Raw genomic sequence first — 22,677 nt, 5'->3', positions numbered from 1 at the left:
TTTAGATCCGATTTAAAAGTTGATTCATTTCGAATTAGAATACATTTATTGCAATTCCAAAATTGATCTGACTCGCTTGATTTGCAAAAGGACCTCTGCCACTTTGAAATAAATCATTTAATCCAAAGTATGACCAAGCATAAAAACCAGGAGATCCTGCTTTAACACTAATTCCGTATCGGAACTTTTCAAGACCATAATTTTGAGAATCTTTCACCTGTCGCTTGAGTCCTGTGGAATCTTCGTATCTAATTTTGGTATGTGAATTATACAAATAACCGATTTTAGCACCTACGCTTAATCTGAACCCCTGGGAATAATTTGATTTGTTCAAGTGATAAGTAAAATCAATCGGGAGATCAAAGTAATTCGCTGCAAGCACGTTCTTGTTGATCCGAATATTATCACCTAATACATCAGTAATTGGGAGTAATTCACTTGATTCTGGACCTAAATCCTCATTCATAAATAAGTTTTGGTCATCATTGAAAGCATATTTGTCTGTGCCAATACCCAAACCAATATCCATAGTCATTCCTGATCCTTTTCCTAAAATCTCAATAGGATAAGAATAATAAGCATTGAAAGTACGTGAAGCAAAGAAATTCACACCCATTTCAGCTGGTCGATTATTCAACTGGGAAAAACCAAATTCAAATTTCAAGTCACTTGGGATATTAGGGCGACCACCAATCGGGTTTTTCGGTTTTTTTTCGGTCTCTTGCGCAAAAGCTCCTTGAAAAAGGGTAAAGGCAAGCAAGAAGGAGAATATTTTTTTCATCAAATAGTTACTTTTTCGGCATTGAATGCGGGCAAAAATAGGAAATCCCTAATGATTTACCCCTCTTTTGATCTTAATTATTCTAAAGGCCGCTGAATTATCTTTAAGTTTTTCTGGTTTTTATTGTAATATGATATTTGGAAAAAAAGTATTTCCAAGTACCTTTGCATTCCAATATGGCTTCGTAGCTCAACTGAATAGAGCACCTGATTACGGCTCAGGAGGTTTCAAGTTTGAATCTTGACGAGGTCACAAGTTACGCGAAATAGAGGCACATTTCAGTACGTTTTGTCTCCATTTCTTGTCTCCCTCCAAAATCAAGGGAGACAAAGATCGCGTCAACAGTAAGGGAGGAGCTTAAAGCTTCTCCCTTTTTTTTTCTGTTTTTAAACTCGACCATTATCTGCGAAACTGTAAAATCCATTGTCCGCCGTAACAATGAGATGATCAAGCAACTCAATGTCCACGTGTTTACATGCTTCTTTTACTTTTTGAGTAAATCGAATGTCCTGATCTGAAGGTTGAATTCTTCCAGAAGGGTGGTTGTGTGCCAAGATGATTCCTGAAGCCAAGGACTTCAAGCCCATGGAAAGAATCAGTTTGGTGTCTGCAACCACGGACGAAACGCCTCCCTGAAAGGCTTTATAGTAACCGATAACCACATTGGCTCGGTTTAGGTAAAGTATAACAAACTCCTCTCTGGCTTCCATCAAGTCAGTATCGAAGATTTGTGACAGAACTTGGAAAACATCCTTGCTAGATCTGAGAGGGTCATACTTTTTGTAATCTCCTGTTCTTGTATAGCTTAGCTTTAGTTCGTAAAGAAAGTTTTTCATGATGTGTTTAATAAAAAACCCACCGCTTTGGACGGTGGGCTTGAGTTTAAGTTAGATACCAAAATTCCGGGTAAGAGCCTTCCAGGCTTTGCCTGATCTTCTGTGTGAACTCGAACCCGTTGACCCCTCTTTCGACAAACTTGTCGATGTACGATTGCTTATTTGCTCCCGTGAACAAGTTGTAGAATCTCCACAAATCGATACTACCGTTCTGAGAAGGTGCGAAGTTCGGGTCTAAGTAGAAGTGTTCTGCAATTCTCGAGACTTGGGTGTCATTAATAAGCAGCTCTGGTATTTCTTTTCTGAGAACTGCTGGCAGAAACTGATACAGCCTGCATCTACCGATAATCTGGGCGAATTGATGTTCCTCCAATTCGTACTTTGACAGATTAGACAAGTTTCTCAGAAACGTTACAGAATCAAAACCTGAGATCAGATCGAATACACTTCTGTAAAGCTCTTCAAGCGATCGCACTTTCAAATCCTTTTTCACACCGTTGGTCGATACACACAGATTGGTACAAACTCGGTTTTTGAATCCGATAAAAACCTTGAAGTGCTCTAGGCCACCCTTGCAGGAGTTGAGATTGTCCAGGTGGAATGCTTTCACACCACCGATCGTAAGCTCAAGGAGGTTCCCAGAAATGCTGTCCCTGATTTGAGGCAGAGAGATCATGAAAGCCATCCGCTCGAAGTAGATCGTTTTCTCATTTGGGAGCAATTCTTGAGCTTTCTTGTGACGGGCTTCGTAAACTCTGCCTTTTACAGGATGGGATACCCGGATGTCTGCTCTCGGAAACGTGGCCAGTCCAAATGCATCCTGTGTGGCTTGAGCAACCGTTTCGATGAATTCACAGTGAGAAATCGTAGGCTCGTTGTCCTTCAAGAACACGGGAATCACATGACGATCTCGCATTTCTTCAAAAGTCACGACTTCTGTGTTTGCCTCAATAAACGAAGAACCCGTTCTCAGAGGAGTAACGGGCTCAATTCTCGGTTGGATTTTTAGCTGATCAACGGGTAGAAGTTCCATTTTGTCTGAAGGTTTGATGGTTCAATAAGTCGTTTTTCTTTGTAACAAATTCCTCCTTGTAAGGCTGTTGTAGATCGGGGTTGTTGTTAAAAAGTTTTATCAACTCATCCATGTTCTTGCAGTTCTGTATTGCATCAATAAACTGAAGCTCCTTTTCGAAATCGTCCAGCAGGGATTTGGGAGTATTACTGTTCTCAGAAGGGCTGTTCTCTTCGCACCAATCCTTGATTTGCTTACCAGTGTTTTCGTTTATGGTAAACTCTGGATGATCAACAAAGAGACCAGTCCGATCTTTGGAAGCAATTGCCTGATGCTTGATATTCACGTCAAAAACCAAAGTAAAGTCATACTCTAAGCCATCCCGCTGCACGCCCTTCAGACCAACTTTTTCAGGCACCATCTTACCATTCTTGTCAGTCAATACATAGTCCTGTTTGCTTCTCACGGTTGCAATCACATGAGCTGGAGAAGAAAGGATCTTGTTCAACAAGGCATTGTGCCGCGGTGTGATCTTTGCCCAGTTATTAAAACTGTTACCAGGTAAGTTGGCGTGAATATCGAGAAGAGTTTCCCACTCGTGTGAGATGCTGTCGATGATGATCGCCTCCATTCCAGCTTTCTCACAAATTTGGATCGCCTCCACATATTTCTCAGGGGTTTGAGGTGATCCAACTGCAATCACATTGTACTGACCAAGGCTGGCGTACAAGTCAGCGCTCTGGTTTTCGGTGTCAATGACGGCAATCTTGGACCAGTTGCCAGTAAGCCCGAAGGCGAGCAAGAGGGAGGAGTAAGTTTTTCCTGACCCCGACGGACCCTGCAGACATACTCTGATTCGTGCTTGGGAACGTTTTGAAACGCGTAAATTTTCCATGTTTAAATAGTTTAAGTTTAACACTGGATTTAGTGAGGGGTAGGAATTCTGGGTAGCAAAAGGGTAAAAGAAGACCCCCGGGGGAGAGTCCCAACTTTTGCCAAGCCGGGGCTCTTTCCGCTGGGGGTCCCGTGATCTCGCTCACGTGAAATGAATTGCCGAGTTTTTTCAAAAGGAGCCTTCTATCTCCACAAGTTCCTCATGGAACTGAATCAGACGTTCTTCACTTTCGCTGATGTAGTTAATCACCTTTTCGATGTCGGATTCGAAAATCTCGCGCAGATCTTCTGGATTGTCACTTCTTTGCCAATGGATCTGATTTGTTGGTTTAATCTGAATCGTTACAAGATTGGAAACTTCGATCCAGCTGGGCCGTCTCCGAATCTCATAGTCCTGATCGGCTAAATGGTTGACTAATTGGTCCAGGTAATCTGCTGCTTGGCTTCGGCTGAAAAATCCACCTGATAGTTCTATCGGGTTACATTGGAAGTGATCGATCAAGGTGATGACAAACAGGTTATTCATAGGTTTTTACTTTGATCCTTACATAAATAATATACAAAAAATCGGTCGAAAAAACTAGTGTAAAATATAGAAAATCAGTTAGTTGTGTCTTTTTTTCTTGCTGAACGTCAAGGGTTTCTACTGGCGTAATTGTCAGAAGCGTGGTCCTTTTTTCAATGTTAAATCACCATGCTTCAAACAGGATTAAACACCTTCGATCAGCCAGAATGTTGGCCCTCACTTGAGAGGGGTTTGCATGATGCGATCCGGTTTTCAGGATAGTCAGAAGCACATCTTCAAACACCCATTTCTCGAACTTCTCTACGGCAGGCAGTTTGGGTTTGGTGGCCAGACGGATTACGTCAGCTTGATTTATAATGGTCAAATTGGGATTACCGGAGGTTCCGTCGTGAATCGCGACGGTATTTTGATTTTTACAATGCTTGCTGATGGCATCTCTGGTGTTCTTATACCCCAACACTTCAGCCACATCTTTGGCGACAAACCATTCTTTGCCGTGTTTTAAGGCATTATTCTTTACCCGGACGTAACCGAGTTTAGCTATTTACTTTTTGAGCAAGTTCAAATTTGCACCGAAAGGAAAGAGACGAAATAAGTCTCACCGGTGATCACCTTCAAACGCGGAGTCGCAGAGTTAATTTTTAACATGTCCTGAGAAAACTGAAAAGAGCAACCTACCAAAAAGACCGTTATGTATTTCTGGCGCTATATATAATCGTCAAGAACTCACGTTAATCAGGGATGTAATCTTCCGCTGCAAAACCGGGGAAAAAGTACTTTTTTAAACCAGCCGGAAGACCTTCCACGATCTTTCTTCCTTTCAGATAATAACCATCCCGCTCATTATTGTTACCTGATCTTGTTTCAAATATGGCCTTGATGTCCTCAAGGATCATTTTTTGCATGTCTTGCTGAGTTCCTGACGGTATTGGTTTTCCAGAAATAGCAGCAGCATTTAGGTACTTAACTATCAGGTCATCGTTGGAGTACCAAACACCTTTTTCGGGTGCAAGCGGAATTTGCTGAAAAAGCTCTTTTAGGAAACCAGTTGTCGGATCTTGGATGGCGAAATCCAATTTGGTTTCTAACCTTTTCAGGTTTCTAACTGATGTGCCAGATCTCTCTTTGCTAAGGGTTTTTGAAATGGCCTCAATCAATACATCTTCATCGATGTATTTCCTGAACTTTTCAAAGATACTCAGCCCTAATACCACAACCTTTGTTGTGGCTTGTTCCTCATAAGCTTCCTCAAAGCTCATTTTCCTTTTCGCGATATTGTAGAGCAGCGTTATCAGTTTTTTCTTTTCGGTAGAAGCCAATTTCGCTATATGCGAGTCAGTTTCTCTGGGCGGTAAAGCCGAATGTTTTTGAGAAATATTCACTACACATCCACTAGTTCGAAGCGCTTCGGCAAGCCCGTTTTTGGGATGATAAACAGTTTTTGCAACTCGTGAGTACTCAAGTAAGGCGTCGATATTTAAAAAGGACACCGAATAATCACCTTTTAAATTCTTTCGAACCAGCCGGGAAGAGTCAACAGCACCATTTGTCAGCATGGCTTTAAAGGTACTTTCGATTCGTGCTTTCATGATAGGACTTTTACTGTATGTTTTCTCAATGCAGTTCAGGCTTTGGAGTTGTGATTCCGCTGCTTCCTTCAAGTCATGAAAAGAAAAGAAAGGGCCTTTCGGAATATCTTTTCTTTCGTAGATGATAGTTTCGGACAAGAGTCCGTTTCTTCCTCTTCCAGCCACTTGTTTGATTTTCTTCTCAGAAAGCCGAAGGACAGACTCTTTTGATGAAACATATGTGAAAAGGTGAAATTTATCCTGAAGATCAAGCCCCGTGAAAAAAGCAGACGTAATAAACGTCACTAAGCCAGGTAGATGCTCACCTTTTAGTTGATGGTATTTTATGACTTTGTCCTCACTCGAACTGCTGCACAAAACATTTATCTGTGCGATGTCAATCCCTCCACTAAGCTTGTCGTCGGTAATAGCTTCAATCACAGAGTTTATCAACGATAAACTGTTCAAGGCTATGACTACTTTTTCGAAGTTCGAAGGGTCACCAGAAAACTTGTTCAATATTGACTCTACTAGAACTCCAAACCCATTGTCGCATTCAAAAAGTTGAACATCCCTCTTTTTGCCGTGCCCATACCGTATAGTGATTTTCGGTTCATTTAAAAGCTCAGGGTCAGTAAACTCTAGTGGTGTTGCAGTAACCATCGACCTTCTTTCTGGTTCGAACTGTTTGTAGATGTCCAAGCATTTTTCCATGCCATCCCGAAAGGTTGAATCGAGCTGAAAAGAATCTGATTCATCGATGGTAAAGTGGTATGTTCCCAGCTCTTTGGTTGGAATTTGTTTGATAAATTTGGTCAAGCTTTCGGCTACTACTAGAAACTTTTTGAAGGGATTTTTACTCCTGAGGTAGCTTTTGATCATTGACGGCTTAATCCCTTTTCTGGTTTTGATATCCGATCCAACATACAACGCTGGGAATGGATTGTTTGGGTTATTTGCTTTTTGAAACGCTGTACTCCTTGTAGGCTCCACTATGATTGAGTTTCTTAAGCTGTTAAGTTCTAGCGTTGTTGCTCCCATACCAGTTTCAGCCTTATAAATGATTCCCGATGGAAGGAAATTCAAAGCCTCTGAGAGTTTTGTGTTCTTACCCGTTTTGGGATTTTTATTTTTCAGTGTTAGGGTGTTGCCAATCTCGGACACTTTTAAGTCCTCTTCCTTTATATCAAATATTCTTGGGGTTCCTTCTGAGCTTAATTTCATACAAAATCAGTTTTAAAAAAACGCGTGAAAATAAAAGATCAGGAACGTATAAGCTCTGTTTTCCTGAAAAATTTTTAAGTTTTAATTAAGCCGCCGCTGAAATCCCGTTAATAAAAGTCTCCACGAAGTCCATGATTTTTGACTTCACGCGTTCTGCGATTGTCCTCCGTTCGGTCAAGCTCGGGCGAGCTTTAAGCATGTTGATGATATCATCTCTCAAGGGTTCTTTTTCGGTATAGATAAAGTCCCCGATCACACTTTCCAGTTTTTCGCTATCAAGACCTTCCTCTTCACTTAGAGTTTTCAGTGCCTCGATACGCTCCTTAGTCCAGAAGCTCAAAAACTCCTCAGGTATATTTTCCGAGTCTTCAATCGTTGGCAGTGTTTGGTTGATGAATTTCTCGATCAGTTCCCGCTTGCTTCTCAGCTGGGATTCTCCGACAATAAGTTCAACGATTGCTTTTTTCTGTTTTTCCTGATCCTCTGGTGCGGCATCTTTCAGTTTAGCCAAGAGCTTGAGTATATAGCTAACATTGATCTCGTCTCTGTGGATCAGTTCCAACTCAAAGTCCACATCGTTTAGAATCGAAACCTTTTCTTTACCTGGTTTTTTACTAGAATCGTAGATGTCCAGGTATTTACTCTTGTAGTCCTCAAAGACTTGCTCGGACATACCCAAATCTTGAAACTCAAACTCAGTGAAGGTGCTCAGTACATTTTTCAAACGCATGAGTTCCCGAAAAGCTTTGATAAACTCGAGTTTCTCCACCTCGCTTGGTAGCTCATTTACGCTATCCACCGTAGGGACGACCTCCAATAATTTCGCTACTGCTTCCTGAAATTTACACACATAGTCCTCATAGGGTTGCATGATAATCTCATCCTTTGCGTCCAAATTCGAGAAAAGTGTGATCGCATCGTCTGTAGCTGGCTTGAGGTTCCTGAAGCAGACGATATTCCCTTGAGATTTCAGCTCATCCAGAATACGGTTGGTTCGAGAATAAGCTTGGATCAAACCATGATACTTCAAATTCTTATCGACGTAGAGTGTGTTCAGTGACTTACTGTCAAACCCAGTGAGAAACATGTTTACGACTAATAGCAGGTCGATTTGCTTTTTCTTTACCCGGTCTGCAAGGTCGTTGTAGTACTGGTAAAAGAGTTTACTGTCTCTGGTATTGTAGTTTGTTCCAAAAGTCCCATTGTAGTGGATCATGAACTCATCCAGGTATTCCCTTGGGTGTTTCTTTTCCGATTGTGCATAATCGTCCCGTTTCAAATCGGATGCTATCCCAAACTCACTTTCCTCCCAATCTTCCTCAAATTCATCTCCGCTATCAATCAGGTCCACGTTTGCACCGTAGGAGAAGATGGTCGCAATGTTGAGGGAGTGTTCGCCAGCTTCTTTCTTTTGATGGAAAAGCTTGTAGTATTCAATCAATGTGGGAACACTGGACACACAGAAAATCGAGGTAAAGGAAAGGCTATGAGTTTTTCGACCGTGGTTAGCGATTATGTAATCAGTGACATTTTTTAATCGCTGGGGAGCGTTCATCACTTCTTCTTCATCGATTGCCTCCACATTGATGTCTAAGATGTTTTCCTTCTTTTTAAAGGTGCTGATGTACTCAACCGAAAATTTTAAGACGTTTTCGTCTCGTATCGCATCGGTGATTACGTATTTGTGTAAGCAATCGCCAAATAGCATGGTGGTCGTCCGCTTTCCAAAAGCGTTCTTACCTGCATTCTCTTCAAATATCGGGGTACCAGTGAATCCAAAAAGCTGGGAACTTTTGAAAAAGTTTTTGATGTCTTCGTGTGTTTTACCAAACTGGCTTCGGTGGCACTCATCGAAAATAAAAACGATTCGCTCTTGCTTCAACTTGTCCAGTTGGCTTAGATGGCGAGTTTTGGTAATGGCGGTATTGAGCTTCTGAATGGTGGTTACGATCAGCTTATTGTCTCCGGCTAATTGCTTGACCAGTGTATTGGTGTTATTCGTGCCGTCAATACTTCCCTTGCTGAAAGCATTGAACTCGACTGTGGTTTGGTAGTCTAAATCTTTTCGATCCACCACGAAAACTACCTTGTAGACCTGTGGCAAATTCGTGAGGATCTGAGCCGCCTTAAAAGAGGTGAGCGTCTTTCCTTAGCCCGTGGTATGCCAGATGTAGCCATACTTTGTCGTACTTTTTACTCGCTCAATAATTGCCTCCACCGCATAGAACTGGTAGGGGCGGAGAACCATAAGGGTACGCTGAGATTCGTTTAGCACCACATACTTGGTGATCATTTTTGAGAGATGGCAAGGCTCTAGAAAAATGTCGGTAAAATCTGAAAGCTGGGTGATCAGTTTATTCTTGGTGTCGGACCAGTAAAAGGTCTGCTTGAAGGATCGGTCTTTTAAGGGTGCATTTGCATAGTACTTGGTGTTGACACCATTGCTGATGACGAATAGTTGGATAAACTGGAAAAGCCCCTGACCTGCTCCGTAAGAATGAATGGAATAGCGGTCGGTTTGCTTGAAGGCTTCTTTCAACTCTAGTCCTCTTCGCTTCAGCTCGATTTGCACGAGAGGAAGTCCATTAATCAGGATAGTGACATCGTAGCGATTCTTGTATTTCCCCTCCACAGCTATCTGCTGGGTGACCTGAAACTGGTTCTGACACCAGTGGATTTGATTGATCAGTTCGATCGTTCGGTGTTCTCCCGTTTCATCCAAATAAGGCACACGATCTCTGAGGATTTTAGCTCGCTCGAAGACATTACCCTTGTTGATAAAGTTCATCACCTGCTTAAAATCACCATCACTTAGGGTTACTTTGTTGTGAACCTCAAGTTGGGATTTGAGATTGAGCAATAAGTCGGCTTCATTCCGGATGGAGACAGGTTTGTAACCCAAACCCTGAAGCTGAAGTACAAAGTTGTTTTCTAAAGTCTGCTCTGGTTGTATCGTCATCTAAAAGAAAAAATGACCTGAGTGCAGATCTTACGGTATGCTTCTAAGGTTCTGTTTGCGCTAAGATGTGAATTTAGTTGATCTGAAGCAAATTCTGAGATTGTATTTAAAATGCAAGATTCTCACGCTGATTTAACCGAGTGAGATATTCGGCAGTCTTGACCAATCCACACTTTTCTAATGTTTCTAAAACTTGCTCAATCTTCTGTGGCGGAGTTTTAAGCCTTGCGACCATCTGTTTGAAACACTCAAAAGCAACTTCCATCGATGACTCTAAAAGCAACAAAGTAAAGTCATCTGGATGGATTGGGTTTATCCCATGTTCTAAACATTGATCAAGAGGAAAATCTTTAAGATTTGCAGTAACTAGATATTTGGACTCAGCATAAATTGCTGCAGCAAGTACATGCCTATCATCAGGATCTGGCAATTCTAACGCTTGCAGGTTGTTTTCGTAATCTTCAACAAGTGCATCTGGAAATGCTTCATCCATCATGTCTACAGTTCGGCGGATTCTTTTTGGTTCTAAATCAGATCGATTTTCAATAAGGTTTCTAGTCCATTCATCATGAATTTCAATAGTCCACTTCGGTTTGAATAAACCTGCATCTGCAAAGCTCAATAAAAGATCACGGATCGGGGCGGGATATATTACACAAGCATCCAGAAGAGCAACTATCTTCATTCGTACCCAAGTTTCATTTCCTGCGCTTCATTTGCTAAAATCTCAAGATTTCTTCTTCGGATTTCTTTCAGGTCTGATTCGTAGTTAAGGACATCTGTACGTTTCACTCTTCTATGTGTCCCTACCATTTTGTGGGGGATTTTACCCGTTTCCAACAGTTTTACCAAATGCGGACGAGATACTTTCAACAGGTCTGCAGCTTCCTGAGTAGTGAGGTCTTCTGAAACTGAACTGATTTCAACGAAATTACCCTTAGACATTTGATCTAACACTTTCTCCAGAAGTTCAACAGCTGTTCTTGGAATGGAAATTGATTCGCCTTCTATTCGGATGAGAAGTTCATCACTGGTCTTGAAAGTAAAAATGATCTCTTTCAAACTTGAAGCTGATTTTCTAGCACTTTCCTGCTCTTTTTTGGTAGGTTTTTTTAGAGTTTCAGACATGATGTGAGGAATGATTGTTTGAGATGTTAATCTAACAAACGAAATAAACGAAACAAAGTTTCTCCCAGAAAAATGTGATGGGTTGTTATTTTCTGGTTTATTTCAAACCAAAAAGGTTTATATCAATCTGATTTAAACTCTGAGAGTTTCTGGGATAAAAAGCAAAAGACACGCCCTGGGACGCTGTTCTTATGGGTAGCGTGGCGTGTACTGTTACACAAATATGGAAAGAAAGTTGCACTAATGCACTGTTCTCGTTTTTTTAACTTTTTTCCTCATCTCCTTCTCTGAAAGCACCCTTTAGTTGTTTCTTTTTCAGCTCTCTATAGCCACCTTCAATACTCAGTGCCAAGTCAAGCCATGGTTTCATTAGTAAGCGTTTTTCAAATAAGGTGTCAAATGCTACGAATGCCGCGAAAGACTGGAGAGTGAGAAACATAAAGTTTTGATCATTTTCATTTGGAAGCCGACCGATCAGGTGAAGAACAGTAAATACGATGATCAGAACAAAGTAGAGTAAGTAAATAACATATTTGATTTGTGTGTGACCAAGATATTTGTTGATGATCTTCAAATCACCCTCTATTTTTTGGGAGTCTCCCCCTTCCATTTTAAGTGCTAGCCAGTTTACAATTTGGTTTCCTTTGAAGGAAAAAAGTATTGCGGATAGTGTGAAGGCTAGGAATAAACCCGTATCAAGTGGGTTTTGAATTTCTAGATACTCTAACGTTTTTGATATAAGAACTGTGGTCAAAACAAAAACAAACATCATTGCGATCATCACTCTACCAAATAATGAGAAAGCGTACACTAAAAGGAATACGACAATTGCCACAAGCTGCAATCCCCAGTAAAATATTCTGGTGAAGAAGTACTTTTTTAGAAATTTGCTAAATGGGCTTGTTACTAGTAGCATTCCTAGTAGAAGCAGAGGAATTCTAACTACATGGACCCAGGAGTTTCCTTCTTCAGGTATTGAAAAGAAATACCAACAAACTCCTAAAACCACCATTCCGAATGCGATTTCAGCAAATCGACTCCATCGCTTTGGTTTCGAGGTTTCTGACTCTGTTGAATTTTCCATAGGTTTAGGGAAAAGTGCTGTTATAACTAGAATAATTCTCCTCCATCTTATACATTATCATCTTTAATTTCTCCGGACTTAACCCAGGAGAGAATCGTTTCGATCAGGTGTTGGTTTACGGAGTATTTTTGCATGTAATCAGGTTTTTATCTTTTTCAACTTTTCAAGGATTCACGGATCTTTGGAACTTGCTTAGCCAAGTAACTCTTTATCTCCTCAGTAAGAAACTCGATTAACTTCGTTCGAAAAGAGTCGTCAGTATTGAGCTTTTTGATAAAATCATTGCTGGTAAACTCAATAGAGGTTTGTTCAAAATCTTGGAAAACCTCAAGATCGAACCACCAAGCACTATTCCATTCAAAGCTCTTCGCATGCTCTATGTGGAGTTTTCCCTTTTTACCATCGGGATTATAACTTCCTATCCCAAGTTTTGGGTTGTAGTTAGTGTGGTCTACACTGAATGAGTCGATCCCTATGTAAACTCTATTAGGAAGAGGGTCATTAGGTTTGATCCAAATTTGGGAGATGGTATCTACGGGGGAGTTTCCAATAGTGACCTCATACTCAAGTTGGAGTTCTTGTTTTAAGTGTTCTTTCAAGTCAATTCTGAAAGACTCTGCCACGGAAGCTTTAGCACTCACATAGTTTTTTGCAATCATTTCTGCCTCCTCCAAGTTGTCTAAAATCAGGCCTTTGAGTTTTTCCTGTTCATCTTGCGCCATAGTTCCAGTCAGTTTTTGTACTAAGATTTGATATTGGCGGATGGTTTCTCTCAAAATCGGAGAATTGAAGGCCTCTTTTTGACAACCTTCCAGCCAAGTATTGATATGGGTTTTGTAAGAAATCGGATGATAATCCTCTCCCGAGACTAATTCACCTCGACTCTCCTTTGATGCTTCTCTGCCGTCTAGGGTAAGATATAGGATTGTGCTTTTTTTCGCTTTGGAGTTGTGATACCTAACTAGCTGAAGGTTCCCATCACCCGCATATACTTTGTTTTCGATCCTTATTTCTTGAGTTCCATCACTGATTAAGATGTCAATTCTTCCTCCCGATCCTTCTTCCCAGTCGATTTTCCCATCGTGATGTTCCTTTTTGACCCAGCATTTTTCAAGGTCAAAATCTTCCAGCTTTACGGGGAGCATTTCCATGAAAAGTTCGAGGAATCGCTTCTCTTTTTGATGAGAACCCCCAGGATTTAGAAGTTCGGCGATGAAGTTGGAATGCGTTCGGTTTTCTTTAGACTCTACCTGAAGTATGGTAAACACGTTGAATTTCTCACCTTTTAGACGTTCGATTTCTCGCTGATACTTGATCAGGTCACCTGTTCGCCCTAAGAGATTTTGCAGCTTTGACTCTATCATGGGCTTAAAAGTTTGTTTATGCGGTCTAAAATGGTATCCCTTTGAGGCTCCCACTTGTCTCCGTCCATTGGTTCAAGTCCAAAAAGTTTTTCCAAATCTTGCTTGAGTGAAGACCATCTTAACTCATCCAGAATCTGAAATCCTTGATTCGCATTGATCAGGTCGTTGGTATCCTTGAAAGTAAGTGGTGGTATCAATATCGGAATGTGCAGCTTTGACAATACCCATGTTGCTCCCATTTCAAGAAGGCAGATTTGGCTCGTGAAGTAGTTGTTGGAAAGCAATGATATCACGACTCCTTCGCTACTGACTTCACTTTTCAAAGTTTCTACCCAGTCTTTTCCAAGTGGCACTCCATAACCAGCAGCAGAAGTGTAAAATATTTGGGTGTGCTTGATCCCAATAAGTTGGAGCAAGTTGATGACTTCTTTTCCGATTAGGTCGTCTTTGGAAGCATGGCTAATGAAAATCTTTTTCACATTTTTTGACTCAACTTCTTGATCGTGATAAAGTGTATCGTCAGGAATCTCGTCCTTTAAAGATTCTAAAAAGGTCCTAAACTGCTGAACTTTTTCGAAGACTTGTTTTTTTGATCCCTCGCTTGATCCATAGGCTCTGAAAGAGGAAAGACTAGCTCTAAAGGGTCTTATTGATAAAAAGTGTTGTACCGGTAAAGGGTCGTTCTCAAAGATTTTAGAAATTTGACGTTGCACTCTTTGCCTCCACGAATCAAACTCTCGATGGTAGGTTTCTTCTTCCTCCATCGAGAAGAGTGCTGCTATTAGCTTATCTAAAGCTTCGACTTTTTCAGTTTTAGTCATGATTTCTTAGTTTCACACAAACATCTTTTGCAGCAGCCCCTTCTTCCAGGTCTGCGTTTGGTTGATCTGTTGGTTTAGGTTTTCCATATTTCTGTCCAAGCCTGTCAGAAACTGGACGATTTTTTTCTGTTCTTCCAAACATGGAAGGCTCAAGCTAAGCTCTCTCATTCTTGCTACGGAAATACTTAGGACTTTCGTTCCTTGTGCGATTTTCTTGACCTGACTCCGAATTCCTTCTGACTTCATAAGGTACCCGCCAAAGCCTACTTGAATGTTTGTCTGACTACGTTTTGCATGTAGGGTGTGAAGGCCTGAAAGAACTCTCTGTTCCTTTACATTGATCACTTCGATGGTCTTTCCGATGTCGGCATAATCTTCGGATGCATCAGCAATCACCAAGTCCCCAGCCTCCACCAAGTTTTCCGAAACTGTTTTTCGAATTTCTACATCATCATTCACAAAGGGGAGATTAACCTGCTCCAAATCTAAAAGTGTTGGGAATTTGGTGTGGATGTCGCCATAGTGGATGTTTCTGAATTCTCCAGACTCATAATTCAGCTTTTCTCTGGAAAATGAGTTGGTGGTTCTGAACTCGTAAATCTCCCCCAACTTCTTCTCTTCCCAATCAGGAAACTCCGAACCGTCGTCTTGCTTGAAGCGGATCTTCGGTACTTGTCCCGAGCCTGTCGAGGGAAAGAGCTGCTGCATTACCCCTTTTTTGTAGGATTCGAGCTTCTCTTTTTTCTGCTCCAGCAAGGCAATCCGCTTGTCCACGGCTGTCAGAAACTCGGCGATCTTCTGCTGCTCTGGGAGTGAGGGGACGAAAAAGGTGAAATCAGAAATCTGTTTGAGGCTGAGGTTTGGCTGTGCTCCAACGCTTACACTTTCATATATGTAGTTTTTCATGACCCTTGAGGTCAAGATCTGAAATATAAAGTTGACAGCCTCTTTATTCGAAAGGCGAATTATCGCTAAAGCCTGGTTCGTATTTGCTGGAAGAATTTCCTTTTGTACGACTCCAATTTTTCCCACAGTTGCGCCAGCTATTGCAAAAAGTATGTCGTCTTCTTCAAGAATAGATCGCTTAAGTTCTTTAAGATGAGTCGATTCGTCAATTGAAGCACATTGTCTTCTTTCGATCACATGACCGTTTAGACTCTCAATTTTAACATAAACCACATCACCTTCTATAAATTGCTTAGGAGTTGTCCCTTTGGTTATTAGTCGAGAAATATTTCCCAGAGAAATTCTTTTCCATGGAGTTGTTAAGCCTTCGAACCTTAGCTTTGGCACGTTTCTTTTTTCGCTTATCATCAAAAAGGTGTTTTGATTCCCAGTTCCTTACAGAAACCGATCAGTGAAACCTCATTGGATTTCAGCTCAGAGTCCAGTTGTACCAGTTCTTCTGCCACTTCATCTAAATTGATGGCATCTTCCTCCTCGAAGGTGTCCACATAGCGCGGGATATTTAGGTTGTAGTCGTTCTCGGCGATTTCGGCGAGTGTTGCCACATAGCTGTATTTGTCCTTTGTCGCTCGGGTTCGGTAGGTTTCGATGATTTCCTCCACATCTTCCTCTCGAAGTTCGTTTTGATTTCCCACTTTGATAAAGTGATCGCTTCCGCTTGCATCGATAAAGACGATGTTATCATCCTGCTCTCTGCATTTCTTTAGCACTACGATACAAGTCGGGATGGAAGTGCCATAGAAGATATTCGCAGGAAGTCCGATGACCGCATCGAGTACATTCATCTCCTTGATCAGATACTCTCGGATCAGGCCTTCAGCTCCTCCACGGAAAAGTACGCCGTGTGGAAAGACGCTGGCCATGATGCCGTTGTCCGCCAGCTGGAAAAGCATGTGTTGTAGAAAAGCAAAGTCTGCTTTGGTCTTTGGTGCCAGTCGCCCATACTGGCTGAATCGCTCGTCATTGGAATAAAGTGGGTTTTCGTCTCCCTTCCAATGTGCCGAGAAAGGAGGATTAGCCACGATGGCTTCAAATCGACGATCCCGGTGCATGGGGTTTTCCAAAGTGTCCTCCTGTCGGATATTGAAGTTACGGTAATGCACATCATGGAGAATCATGTTCATTCGCGCCAAGTTGTAGGTAGTGCGGTTGAGTTCCTGTCCGAAAAACTCGGATACCTCAGCCTCTTTGGCCACCCGGAGCAAAAGCGAACCAGAGCCGCAAGTAGGATCATAGACCGATTTGAGTTTGGTTTTACCCGTGGTGACCAGCTTGGCCAGAATTTTTGAGACTTGCTGCGGGGTGTAGAATTCTCCCGCTGATTTGCCTGCTCCTGCAGCAAATTTGCCGATCAAGAATTCGTAAGCGTCTCCAAGTACATCCGATTCGATGTCTTCCAGCTTGAAGTCGATCTTATTCAGGTGATTCAGAATCTGTACGATTACTGCATTTCGGGCACCTACCGTACGACCGATCTTGGTTGAGTTTAAGTCTAGGTCTTCAAAGAGCGCGTTGAAGTCTTCCTCAGATTCGGTTCCCATCGTGCTTTGCTCGATATGGTTGAGGACTGCTTTGAGGTCTTCGAGTATGTAGTTGCTTTCAGATTCTGTATCGGCATTGCCTTTGGAAGCGATGGAAGAAAATAGCTCCGTGGGAAGCAAGAAATAACCAAGCGTCTCCAAAGATTCTTCTTGGATCGCCTTGATCAGGGCTGAGTCTTTCAGGTCTTTGTAGTCTGTGGTAGCCTCGCCTTCGAGTAAAGTATTCGCATAGCGGTATTGCTTTTCCGAGAGGTATTTGTAGAAAATAAAGCCGAGGATATAGTCACGATAGTCATCAGCGGAGATTTTTCCACGGAGTAGGTTGGCTATTCCCCAGAGCTGGCTTTCCAGTTGGCGTTTATGATCTTCGGACATAAGCGTTTTTTGTGTTTTATGAAAACCTCTATTGATACTAGCTCAGAGCGCATTATAGAAAAGCTGTTGCACTTGCTCAATCAGGAAGAAGCTCCAAAAAGTTTTTGGTTGCTTAAAAATAGCGTTTTAGGTTGAAAGACAAAGTGCCAAAGATCTAAAACTGTTTTAAATTAGGTTTGGACCCCGCATTTAGTTTCAAGAAACTCCAAAAACTTTTTCAGGTGGGTTTTTGAATAGTGTAAGTTTCTGAGTTCAAGAAAAAATCCGTATAACTTACCGGAGTCATCGATTCTAAGTGCTTCATTTTCCAAAGAATCGATTCGGGAAATCATCTTTCTTGTTTGAGTTTTTTGGCTTTCTACTTCCTTCGTTGAAATCTCTTTTGGAGCAAACTTAAAGCAAAAATCAAGATTGGACTTCAACATGTCTAAGCTTGGAGGTTTAACCGCTAACCTTTTAAATTCTTCGTCTCTAAAATACAGGTCCATTATGTAACGGATGGTTTCACGTTGCTTTTCAATGTCGGATTTCTGTTTTGTTTCAGAATGTGAAGGCCTTTGATCGGAGTAAAGATTTTCACTTTCTAAGATTTCAACATTTATGTTTTCGACGTCCTCTTCGGTTGTATTTTGGCTTAGAAGATCTTCGATAGTTTTTAGTACAAAACCTTCCTCAAAAAGCAGTTCTGGGTGATGTATTGTGCCTGAAAAATTGAGAGATAGTTGAACTCCGTTTACAATAGATGCAGTGAACAAGGTCTCACTTCCTTTATCTGAAATGATGAGTTTTCCAGAACCAGTTAGCTCCCAAGCTTTTCGACTTATCTTTCCAAAGGCTGCGTCGATGAGAGTCTTGTTTCGAAGAAACTCGAGTTGTCGTAAAATATTTTTTTCCTCATCAATTTTCAGCCAAGTCTTGTCAACAAGTTGTTCATAGAAACTTATTTTGGCCTCCTGTTTTTTTACTCTTTTTACGAAATTCGAGAGAAGCTGCATGATTTTTATTTTAGAGTTTTACTGAAAAGCTCCCCTTGATCGGGATTTTGACTGGAGTGGGGGTTCCATTCTTGTACACCTCGCCTACGAAACTACCCTCCAAAAGCTTTTGTGGAATACTTTTCTTAGTGATAGCTACTGTGCCAGAAGTTGGATCGGGGGTACTATTACTTCCTCCATACCAATAGTGAGTTGTGTAACTACCGGAAGGAAGTGAAATGGATTCGATTTGCTCGAGGGGGGTTGACCCTAAATCATCTTTGAATGACATGTTCACAAAGAAAGGCGTAATGCAAGGAGGAGATATGCAGTCGGTTTGAATTTGTGCGTTGAATCCGCCTTGGTACACAAGCGTCATCTGAGTTTCTGGAAGATCCCGTGAGAACTCTTGTCTGAAGACTTTACCTTCTACTTCAACCTCGAAAAAGTACGTTAACTCTTCAGGGGTTGACTCTTCTGTACAAGAATTGAAAGTCAAAAATGCAAGACATAGAAGGAGTAGATTGTTTTTCATAGGAATCGTTTCAAACCAAAAATCAAACGATGATAGTAGTAGTTTTTTGATTTTGCAATAGGCAAAAGCCCTGTGTGCCTAGATTTGTATTTAACTGTAATAAAATCAGTAAGATGTGTTTTTAAAATCCTTTTGGGACAGACTCAGTTTGCTAAGGGAAGTAGTCGAAGCAATAGGTGGTTTTGAGTCAAAAGTGCCCGATAGTTAAAAAGCTAAAAAATCAGCTTCAAAATTTTCAGATTGCTCAAAACTTTTTCAAAAAATACCCCGAGAATGTGTTTCACGGGGCTTGATTTGGTTTGTCCGAGGTAACTACTCTACTTGGCCTACAGATGTGCATTGGCTTGATCTAGATCTTCCCTTGAAAAGTTATCGAGGTAAACCTGTGTTGTTCTTGTGTCAGCATGTCCAAGCGCTTCCGATATGAGGGAAATCGGAGCGTTGTGTTTTAACAGCACCGTAGCATAAGTGTGTCTAGCAGAGTAAAAGGTCAGTAATTTCACCTGATTTGAATCGTAGTTCAGGTAAGATTCTGCGAGTTTTCGGATATGTGCATTGATGACTTTGGCTCGCTGCTTTCTTACTTTGTTGACCAGGGTCAGACTTTCCATTTGTTTATCAGTCAAGTGATCAAAGACTCGGAATATTAGCTTTTTCGCCACTTCGTTTTTGATCTGACCTGCTTCGAGCTTTTCTTTCAAGATCTCACGTTGTTTGGCTAGGATTCTTCCGTGGGCACGAGGAAGCATGCGTATGTTGAAGAAGTCCAACGTTTTTCCACGAGAATAAAAGATTCGATCACCAACGATGTTTTTGTCCCATCTCAGTTGACACATGTCTTTGAAATTCATCCCCTGACAGTAGTAGGAGAATACGAACATATCCCTAGATTCATCGACAAAGGGTGTTTTGCTGAGATCCACTAAGTCCAGCTTTTTCATTTCTTCCTGTTTGATCGCTTTTTTGGGAGTTCGTGCCGTTTTGATCTTGAACCCACTTCTTGGATCTGACTCAGGTTTGACCAATTTCCGATTGACCGCTCTGCCATACACAGCAGACATGGACCGGAGGTAGATTCCGACACCATTTGTGGATTGTCCAGACTGTACCATGAAGATCCGGAACTTCTCAAAAGTGTGCTGGCTGATCATACGAATAGGAATAGGGCGGTCTTTCATGAACTTCCGGAATTTGTTCAAGGCATTTTCGTAGGATGCAGCCGTTCCCATTCTTTTTTCAGCACGTAACTCTTTGATCACGGACTCCCAGAAGGAGATAAAGTTTTCTCCAGACTGGAGTGGAGATGCATCTGAGAATTCCAGCGAGAACCTATCAAAGTCAAACTCATCCTGAAGGACCAGGATCTTCTTGATGATCTCTTTTGCTTTTTCCAGTAGACCTTGGATTTTCTTGTTGTCTCTGGCTCTTCCGGTGATTGAGGCTGATTCTTCATCCCAGTCTTTTTCTGGGATGGATACTCCGGTCCGGAAGTACCTTCGCTTGGTGTCTGAATAAACACGGATGACCACTGGGAATTTCCCGTCTTTGGCCGGTCTCCATTTTTGGAGGATCAGGTTTGCTGTTGTGACGCTCATCTTTTTTTGGATTTAGGGATCCAAGCTGATCGTCCTGATCGTTACAATGTCCATTGCGCAAAAGCTAAAAAGACCTACTTTTGTCTCCAAATCGTGTCTCCCCGGCTTTTTTGACTAAGAGGGGAAGCAGAAAACACTTCGGTAACATATTGATTTACAGGATGCATTCCAATATGGCTTCGTAGCTCAACTGAATAGAGCACCTGATTACGGCTCAGGAGGTTTCAAGTTTGAATCTTGACGAGGTCACAAAGCTCAACTTCACGGTTGGGCTTTTTTTATGATTATTTAAATTTCTTGAATTGGAGGAGGTTTCAATCCGCGATAGTTATCGGGATGAATCTTGACGAGGTCACAAAGCTCAACTTCACGGTTGGGCTTTTTTTATGATTATTTAAATTTCTTGAATTGGAGGAGGTTTCAATCCGCGATAGTTATCGGGATGAATCTTGACGAGGTCACAAAGCTCAACTTCACGGTTGAGCTTTTTTTAAATCATTATTTTTCAGTTGACTGATGGACTTCTCAATGAGTCATATTGTAAAGATTTAGGGATGGTTTAAGCTGTTTATTTTTGTAAGCATGAATCTAATGGTAGGCAATTCTTCTTTATAAGGTTTTTTCTTTCTTGAAGACTCAAGTAAGATCGAGTTAATTTTCTCTCCTGATTTTTTTTACCCATATTTCGACTCGATTTATTTGCCCCGATGAAAAGTTATATAGCTCTTATTTCCCTTCTTTTTATTTTTTCTTGTGATACTCTTCGGGATATTGAAGAGCTCGATGGTCCCTGTACGATTATTCTTTCTGATGGGAGTTCAGTTGTCAGTTTTGGAAATATAGAGATAAGTGATCGCACTCAAGCTATTACTTATAGAGATGAAAATGGGAAAATTTGGTCCTTATTTAAAGAGGATTATCAAAGTTTTTCCTGTAATTAATTGTTGAACTCAAGAAGTAATTTTCATTTTTTTAATCTTCTTAAGCGTTTTTAATTTTTTGGTAGAAGTTTTCTTGAAATCCTGAAGATATAATTCCCATCAAAAAGTGTCAGTCGTCCTAAAGAATAGACCTATTTTAATTTTAGGACAACTGAGACTTGTTCATCGGGAAGTTGTTGGTGTTATTTTTTTCTACCAAAAAATACTTTTACGAGAAGGTAAGAAAACACAAACTAGATTTTCAAAAAAAAACAGCCCGAAGGCTGTTTTAAGTTTAGTGTGCAGTTGAAACCGCAGCTGATGATTTCGAACTCTTTTGCCAGAAGAAGAAAATGGTAAAGAGGACTATCAATATGATAGGGAAAAGCATGATTTTCTGTAAAGTGTCTTGACCAGCTGCTAATTCGAGTTCTGCTCCAGAAAGACCAGCTGCTGACATAGCTGCATTAGAGCTATCAATCCATCCACCGATTATAGGCTGGAAAATAGCTGTAGAAAACATTCCTACTCCGCCTATTATGGACATTCCCAATGCTCCACTAAGCGGAACTCGTTGTGCTACTGCTCCTACCATAACTGGCCAGAAGTAACCTACTCCAAGTGCAAAAACAACTGCTGCTACGTAGGCCATAGGTCCTGTAACTGTACTGAATAGATAAATTCCCAAAGTAGCTAGAATAGCTCCAGCCAATAAGACACCTGTTTGACCAAGAGTTTGTACCACAGGTCCGGCAAAGAACCTTGCAACGGCCATTACTCCAGTAGTCAATGCAAGAATCAACATCGGGCTAGCCCCACTTGACCCCATAATCAATCCTACCCATTGCTGTGGTCCAAATTCTGAAATGGCAGTTAAAGCCATTGCAATGAACAAGAAAATAAATACTGGACTTATCATCGCTTTGAGATTTTCAACCAAAGAAGTAGCTCCTTCAACTTTCGGCTGAGGGAAAGTTTTGCCAAAGAATAAGACAGCATAAATAACAGTAGGGATCATCATTACCCAGATTTGAGCTTCCCAGCCCATATTTAAATCTGTCATAAACTTGGAAATTAAGGAGCCTAGTACAATTCCTCCTGGAAACCACATGTGGAAACGATTTAGCATTTTATTCATTTTCACTCCGGTGTACATATCTGCAATCATTGGATTACAGGCAGCCTCTGTACAGCCATTACCAAATCCTATGAAGAGTGTGGAAATCAGTAGGGTATTATAGCCATCTGCGAAAATTGTAAGCAAAATACCAAGCGTATGCATCACAAAAGCAATCCGCATGATATTGGCAGGGCCTATTTTGTGATAAAATAATCCACCCAAGATCATTGAAATGGGGAATCCTAAAAACCACATGGAGTTAATGAATCCAAGTTGCTCGGCATTTAGTCCAAAGGTGTCACCCAATTGGGGAAGGATACCAGCACGAATAGCGAAGGTGAAGGCGGTGGTAATGAGCGCAAAACAACTAGCATTGAAGAGCGCCGATCGGTTAATGTTATCGGTCATAGGTAAGGGTTTGGGTTTGGGTTAATGAATACAAACGATTGAAACG

19 protein-coding genes, 2 tRNA genes and 1 pseudogene are annotated in these 22,677 nt (G+C 41.2%); 3 read left to right on the top strand and 19 right to left on the bottom strand.

The window, feature by feature from the left end; genetic code table 11:
- Nucleotides 1–34: 34 nt before the first annotated feature.
- Nucleotides 35–781: a porin family protein gene (locus BVC88_RS09830; RefSeq protein ID WP_075350502.1), complete on the bottom strand. Its 747-nt coding sequence runs from the start codon at nucleotides 779–781 to the stop codon at nucleotides 35–37.
- Between the two features lie 178 nt (nucleotides 782–959).
- Between BVC88_RS09830 and BVC88_RS09825 the strand changes: the two genes are divergently transcribed.
- Nucleotides 960–1,033: transfer RNA gene (locus tag BVC88_RS09825), tRNA-Arg, on the top strand.
- A gap of 134 nt (nucleotides 1,034–1,167) precedes the next feature.
- Here BVC88_RS09825 and BVC88_RS09820 read toward each other — a convergent pair.
- The 17 genes and pseudogenes from BVC88_RS09820 to BVC88_RS09740 all read right to left on the bottom strand — a co-directional run bounded on the left by BVC88_RS09820 (nucleotide 1,168) and on the right by BVC88_RS09740 (nucleotide 20,183).
- Nucleotides 1,168–1,617, bottom strand: coding sequence for a JAB domain-containing protein (locus BVC88_RS09820; protein WP_075350501.1), 450 nt, complete (start codon nucleotides 1,615–1,617; stop codon nucleotides 1,168–1,170).
- Between the two features lie 46 nt (nucleotides 1,618–1,663).
- Entirely contained in the window at nucleotides 1,664–2,650 is a 987-nt protein-coding gene (locus BVC88_RS09815) for a DUF3871 family protein (protein ID WP_075350500.1), read from the bottom strand.
- Nucleotides 2,631–3,524 carry an AAA family ATPase gene (locus BVC88_RS09810; RefSeq protein WP_075350499.1) on the bottom strand — a complete coding sequence of 298 codons (894 nt, stop codon included), beginning with the start codon at nucleotides 3,522–3,524 and terminating at the stop codon, nucleotides 2,631–2,633. Before BVC88_RS09810 ends, BVC88_RS09815 begins: the two co-directional genes overlap by 20 nt.
- Before the next feature lie 168 nt (nucleotides 3,525–3,692).
- Nucleotides 3,693–4,049: a hypothetical protein gene (locus BVC88_RS09805; RefSeq protein ID WP_075350498.1), complete on the bottom strand. Its 357-nt coding sequence runs from the start codon at nucleotides 4,047–4,049 to the stop codon at nucleotides 3,693–3,695.
- A gap of 163 nt (nucleotides 4,050–4,212) precedes the next feature.
- On the bottom strand, nucleotides 4,213–4,509 hold the full coding sequence (locus tag BVC88_RS21750) for a BRO-N domain-containing protein (protein ID WP_394332877.1): 297 nt from the start codon (nucleotides 4,507–4,509) through the stop codon (nucleotides 4,213–4,215).
- 271 nt (nucleotides 4,510–4,780) lie between these two features.
- A complete protein-coding gene (locus BVC88_RS09795; RefSeq protein ID WP_075350496.1) occupies nucleotides 4,781–6,841 on the bottom strand; it encodes a DEAD/DEAH box helicase family protein in 2,061 nt (686 codons plus the stop codon).
- Nucleotides 6,842–6,926: 85 nt separating this feature from the next.
- Nucleotides 6,927–9,800, bottom strand: a pseudogene (locus tag BVC88_RS09790) (type I restriction endonuclease subunit R).
- A gap of 106 nt (nucleotides 9,801–9,906) precedes the next feature.
- The gene (locus BVC88_RS09785; RefSeq protein ID WP_075350495.1) at nucleotides 9,907–10,485 is read right to left on the bottom strand and encodes a PIN domain-containing protein; all 579 of its coding nucleotides are present in this window, start codon (nucleotides 10,483–10,485) and stop codon (nucleotides 9,907–9,909) included.
- Nucleotides 10,482–10,928 (bottom strand): helix-turn-helix domain-containing protein, encoded by a 447-nt coding sequence (locus BVC88_RS09780; protein ID WP_075350494.1) that lies wholly within the window; start codon nucleotides 10,926–10,928, stop codon nucleotides 10,482–10,484. Before BVC88_RS09780 ends, BVC88_RS09785 begins: the two co-directional genes overlap by 4 nt.
- Nucleotides 10,929–11,190: 262 nt before the next feature.
- Nucleotides 11,191–12,012 (bottom strand): hypothetical protein, encoded by an 822-nt coding sequence (locus BVC88_RS09775; protein ID WP_075350493.1) that lies wholly within the window; start codon nucleotides 12,010–12,012, stop codon nucleotides 11,191–11,193.
- A gap of 155 nt (nucleotides 12,013–12,167) precedes the next feature.
- A complete protein-coding gene (locus tag BVC88_RS09770; protein ID WP_075350492.1) occupies nucleotides 12,168–13,376 on the bottom strand; it encodes a PDDEXK-like family protein in 1,209 nt (402 codons plus the stop codon).
- Complete coding sequence (locus BVC88_RS09765) at nucleotides 13,373–14,197, bottom strand: toll/interleukin-1 receptor domain-containing protein (RefSeq protein WP_075350491.1); 825 nt, start codon at nucleotides 14,195–14,197, stop codon at nucleotides 13,373–13,375. The genes BVC88_RS09770 and BVC88_RS09765 overlap by 4 nt, the downstream gene beginning before the upstream one ends.
- Nucleotides 14,198–14,209: 12 nt before the next feature.
- Nucleotides 14,210–15,511: a restriction endonuclease subunit S gene (locus BVC88_RS09760; protein WP_075350490.1), complete on the bottom strand. Its 1,302-nt coding sequence runs from the start codon at nucleotides 15,509–15,511 to the stop codon at nucleotides 14,210–14,212.
- The gene (locus BVC88_RS09755; protein ID WP_075350489.1) at nucleotides 15,511–17,079 is read right to left on the bottom strand and encodes a type I restriction-modification system subunit M; all 1,569 of its coding nucleotides are present in this window, start codon (nucleotides 17,077–17,079) and stop codon (nucleotides 15,511–15,513) included. Before BVC88_RS09755 ends, BVC88_RS09760 begins: the two co-directional genes overlap by 1 nt.
- Nucleotides 17,080–17,249: 170 nt before the next feature.
- Nucleotides 17,250–18,074: a hypothetical protein gene (locus BVC88_RS09750; protein ID WP_075350488.1), complete on the bottom strand. Its 825-nt coding sequence runs from the start codon at nucleotides 18,072–18,074 to the stop codon at nucleotides 17,250–17,252.
- A 10-nt stretch (nucleotides 18,075–18,084) separates the two neighbouring features.
- Nucleotides 18,085–18,588 (bottom strand): hypothetical protein, encoded by a 504-nt coding sequence (locus tag BVC88_RS09745; RefSeq protein ID WP_075350487.1) that lies wholly within the window; start codon nucleotides 18,586–18,588, stop codon nucleotides 18,085–18,087.
- Between the two features lie 326 nt (nucleotides 18,589–18,914).
- Nucleotides 18,915–20,183: a site-specific integrase gene (locus BVC88_RS09740; RefSeq protein WP_075350486.1), complete on the bottom strand. Its 1,269-nt coding sequence runs from the start codon at nucleotides 20,181–20,183 to the stop codon at nucleotides 18,915–18,917.
- A gap of 175 nt (nucleotides 20,184–20,358) precedes the next feature.
- Here BVC88_RS09740 and BVC88_RS09735 point away from each other — a divergent pair.
- Both BVC88_RS09735 and BVC88_RS09730 read left to right on the top strand, forming a co-directional pair.
- Nucleotides 20,359–20,432: transfer RNA gene (locus BVC88_RS09735), tRNA-Arg, on the top strand.
- A gap of 458 nt (nucleotides 20,433–20,890) precedes the next feature.
- Nucleotides 20,891–21,124, top strand: a complete 234-nt coding sequence (locus tag BVC88_RS09730; protein ID WP_075350485.1) for a hypothetical protein — start codon at nucleotides 20,891–20,893, stop codon at nucleotides 21,122–21,124.
- Between the two features lie 274 nt (nucleotides 21,125–21,398).
- On the opposite strand, the gene BVC88_RS09725 is transcribed toward BVC88_RS09730, so the two are convergent.
- A complete protein-coding gene (locus BVC88_RS09725) occupies nucleotides 21,399–22,631 on the bottom strand; it encodes an MFS transporter (RefSeq protein ID WP_075350484.1) in 1,233 nt (410 codons plus the stop codon).
- Nucleotides 22,632–22,677 lie beyond the last annotated feature (46 nt).

Source organism: Algoriphagus marinus, from assembly GCF_001936475.1.
Classification (GTDB): Bacteria; Bacteroidota; Bacteroidia; order Cytophagales; family Cyclobacteriaceae; genus Algoriphagus; species Algoriphagus marinus.
The sequence above is the reverse complement of the archived record's forward strand: the minus strand, read 5'-3'. Positions and strand labels throughout refer to the sequence as shown.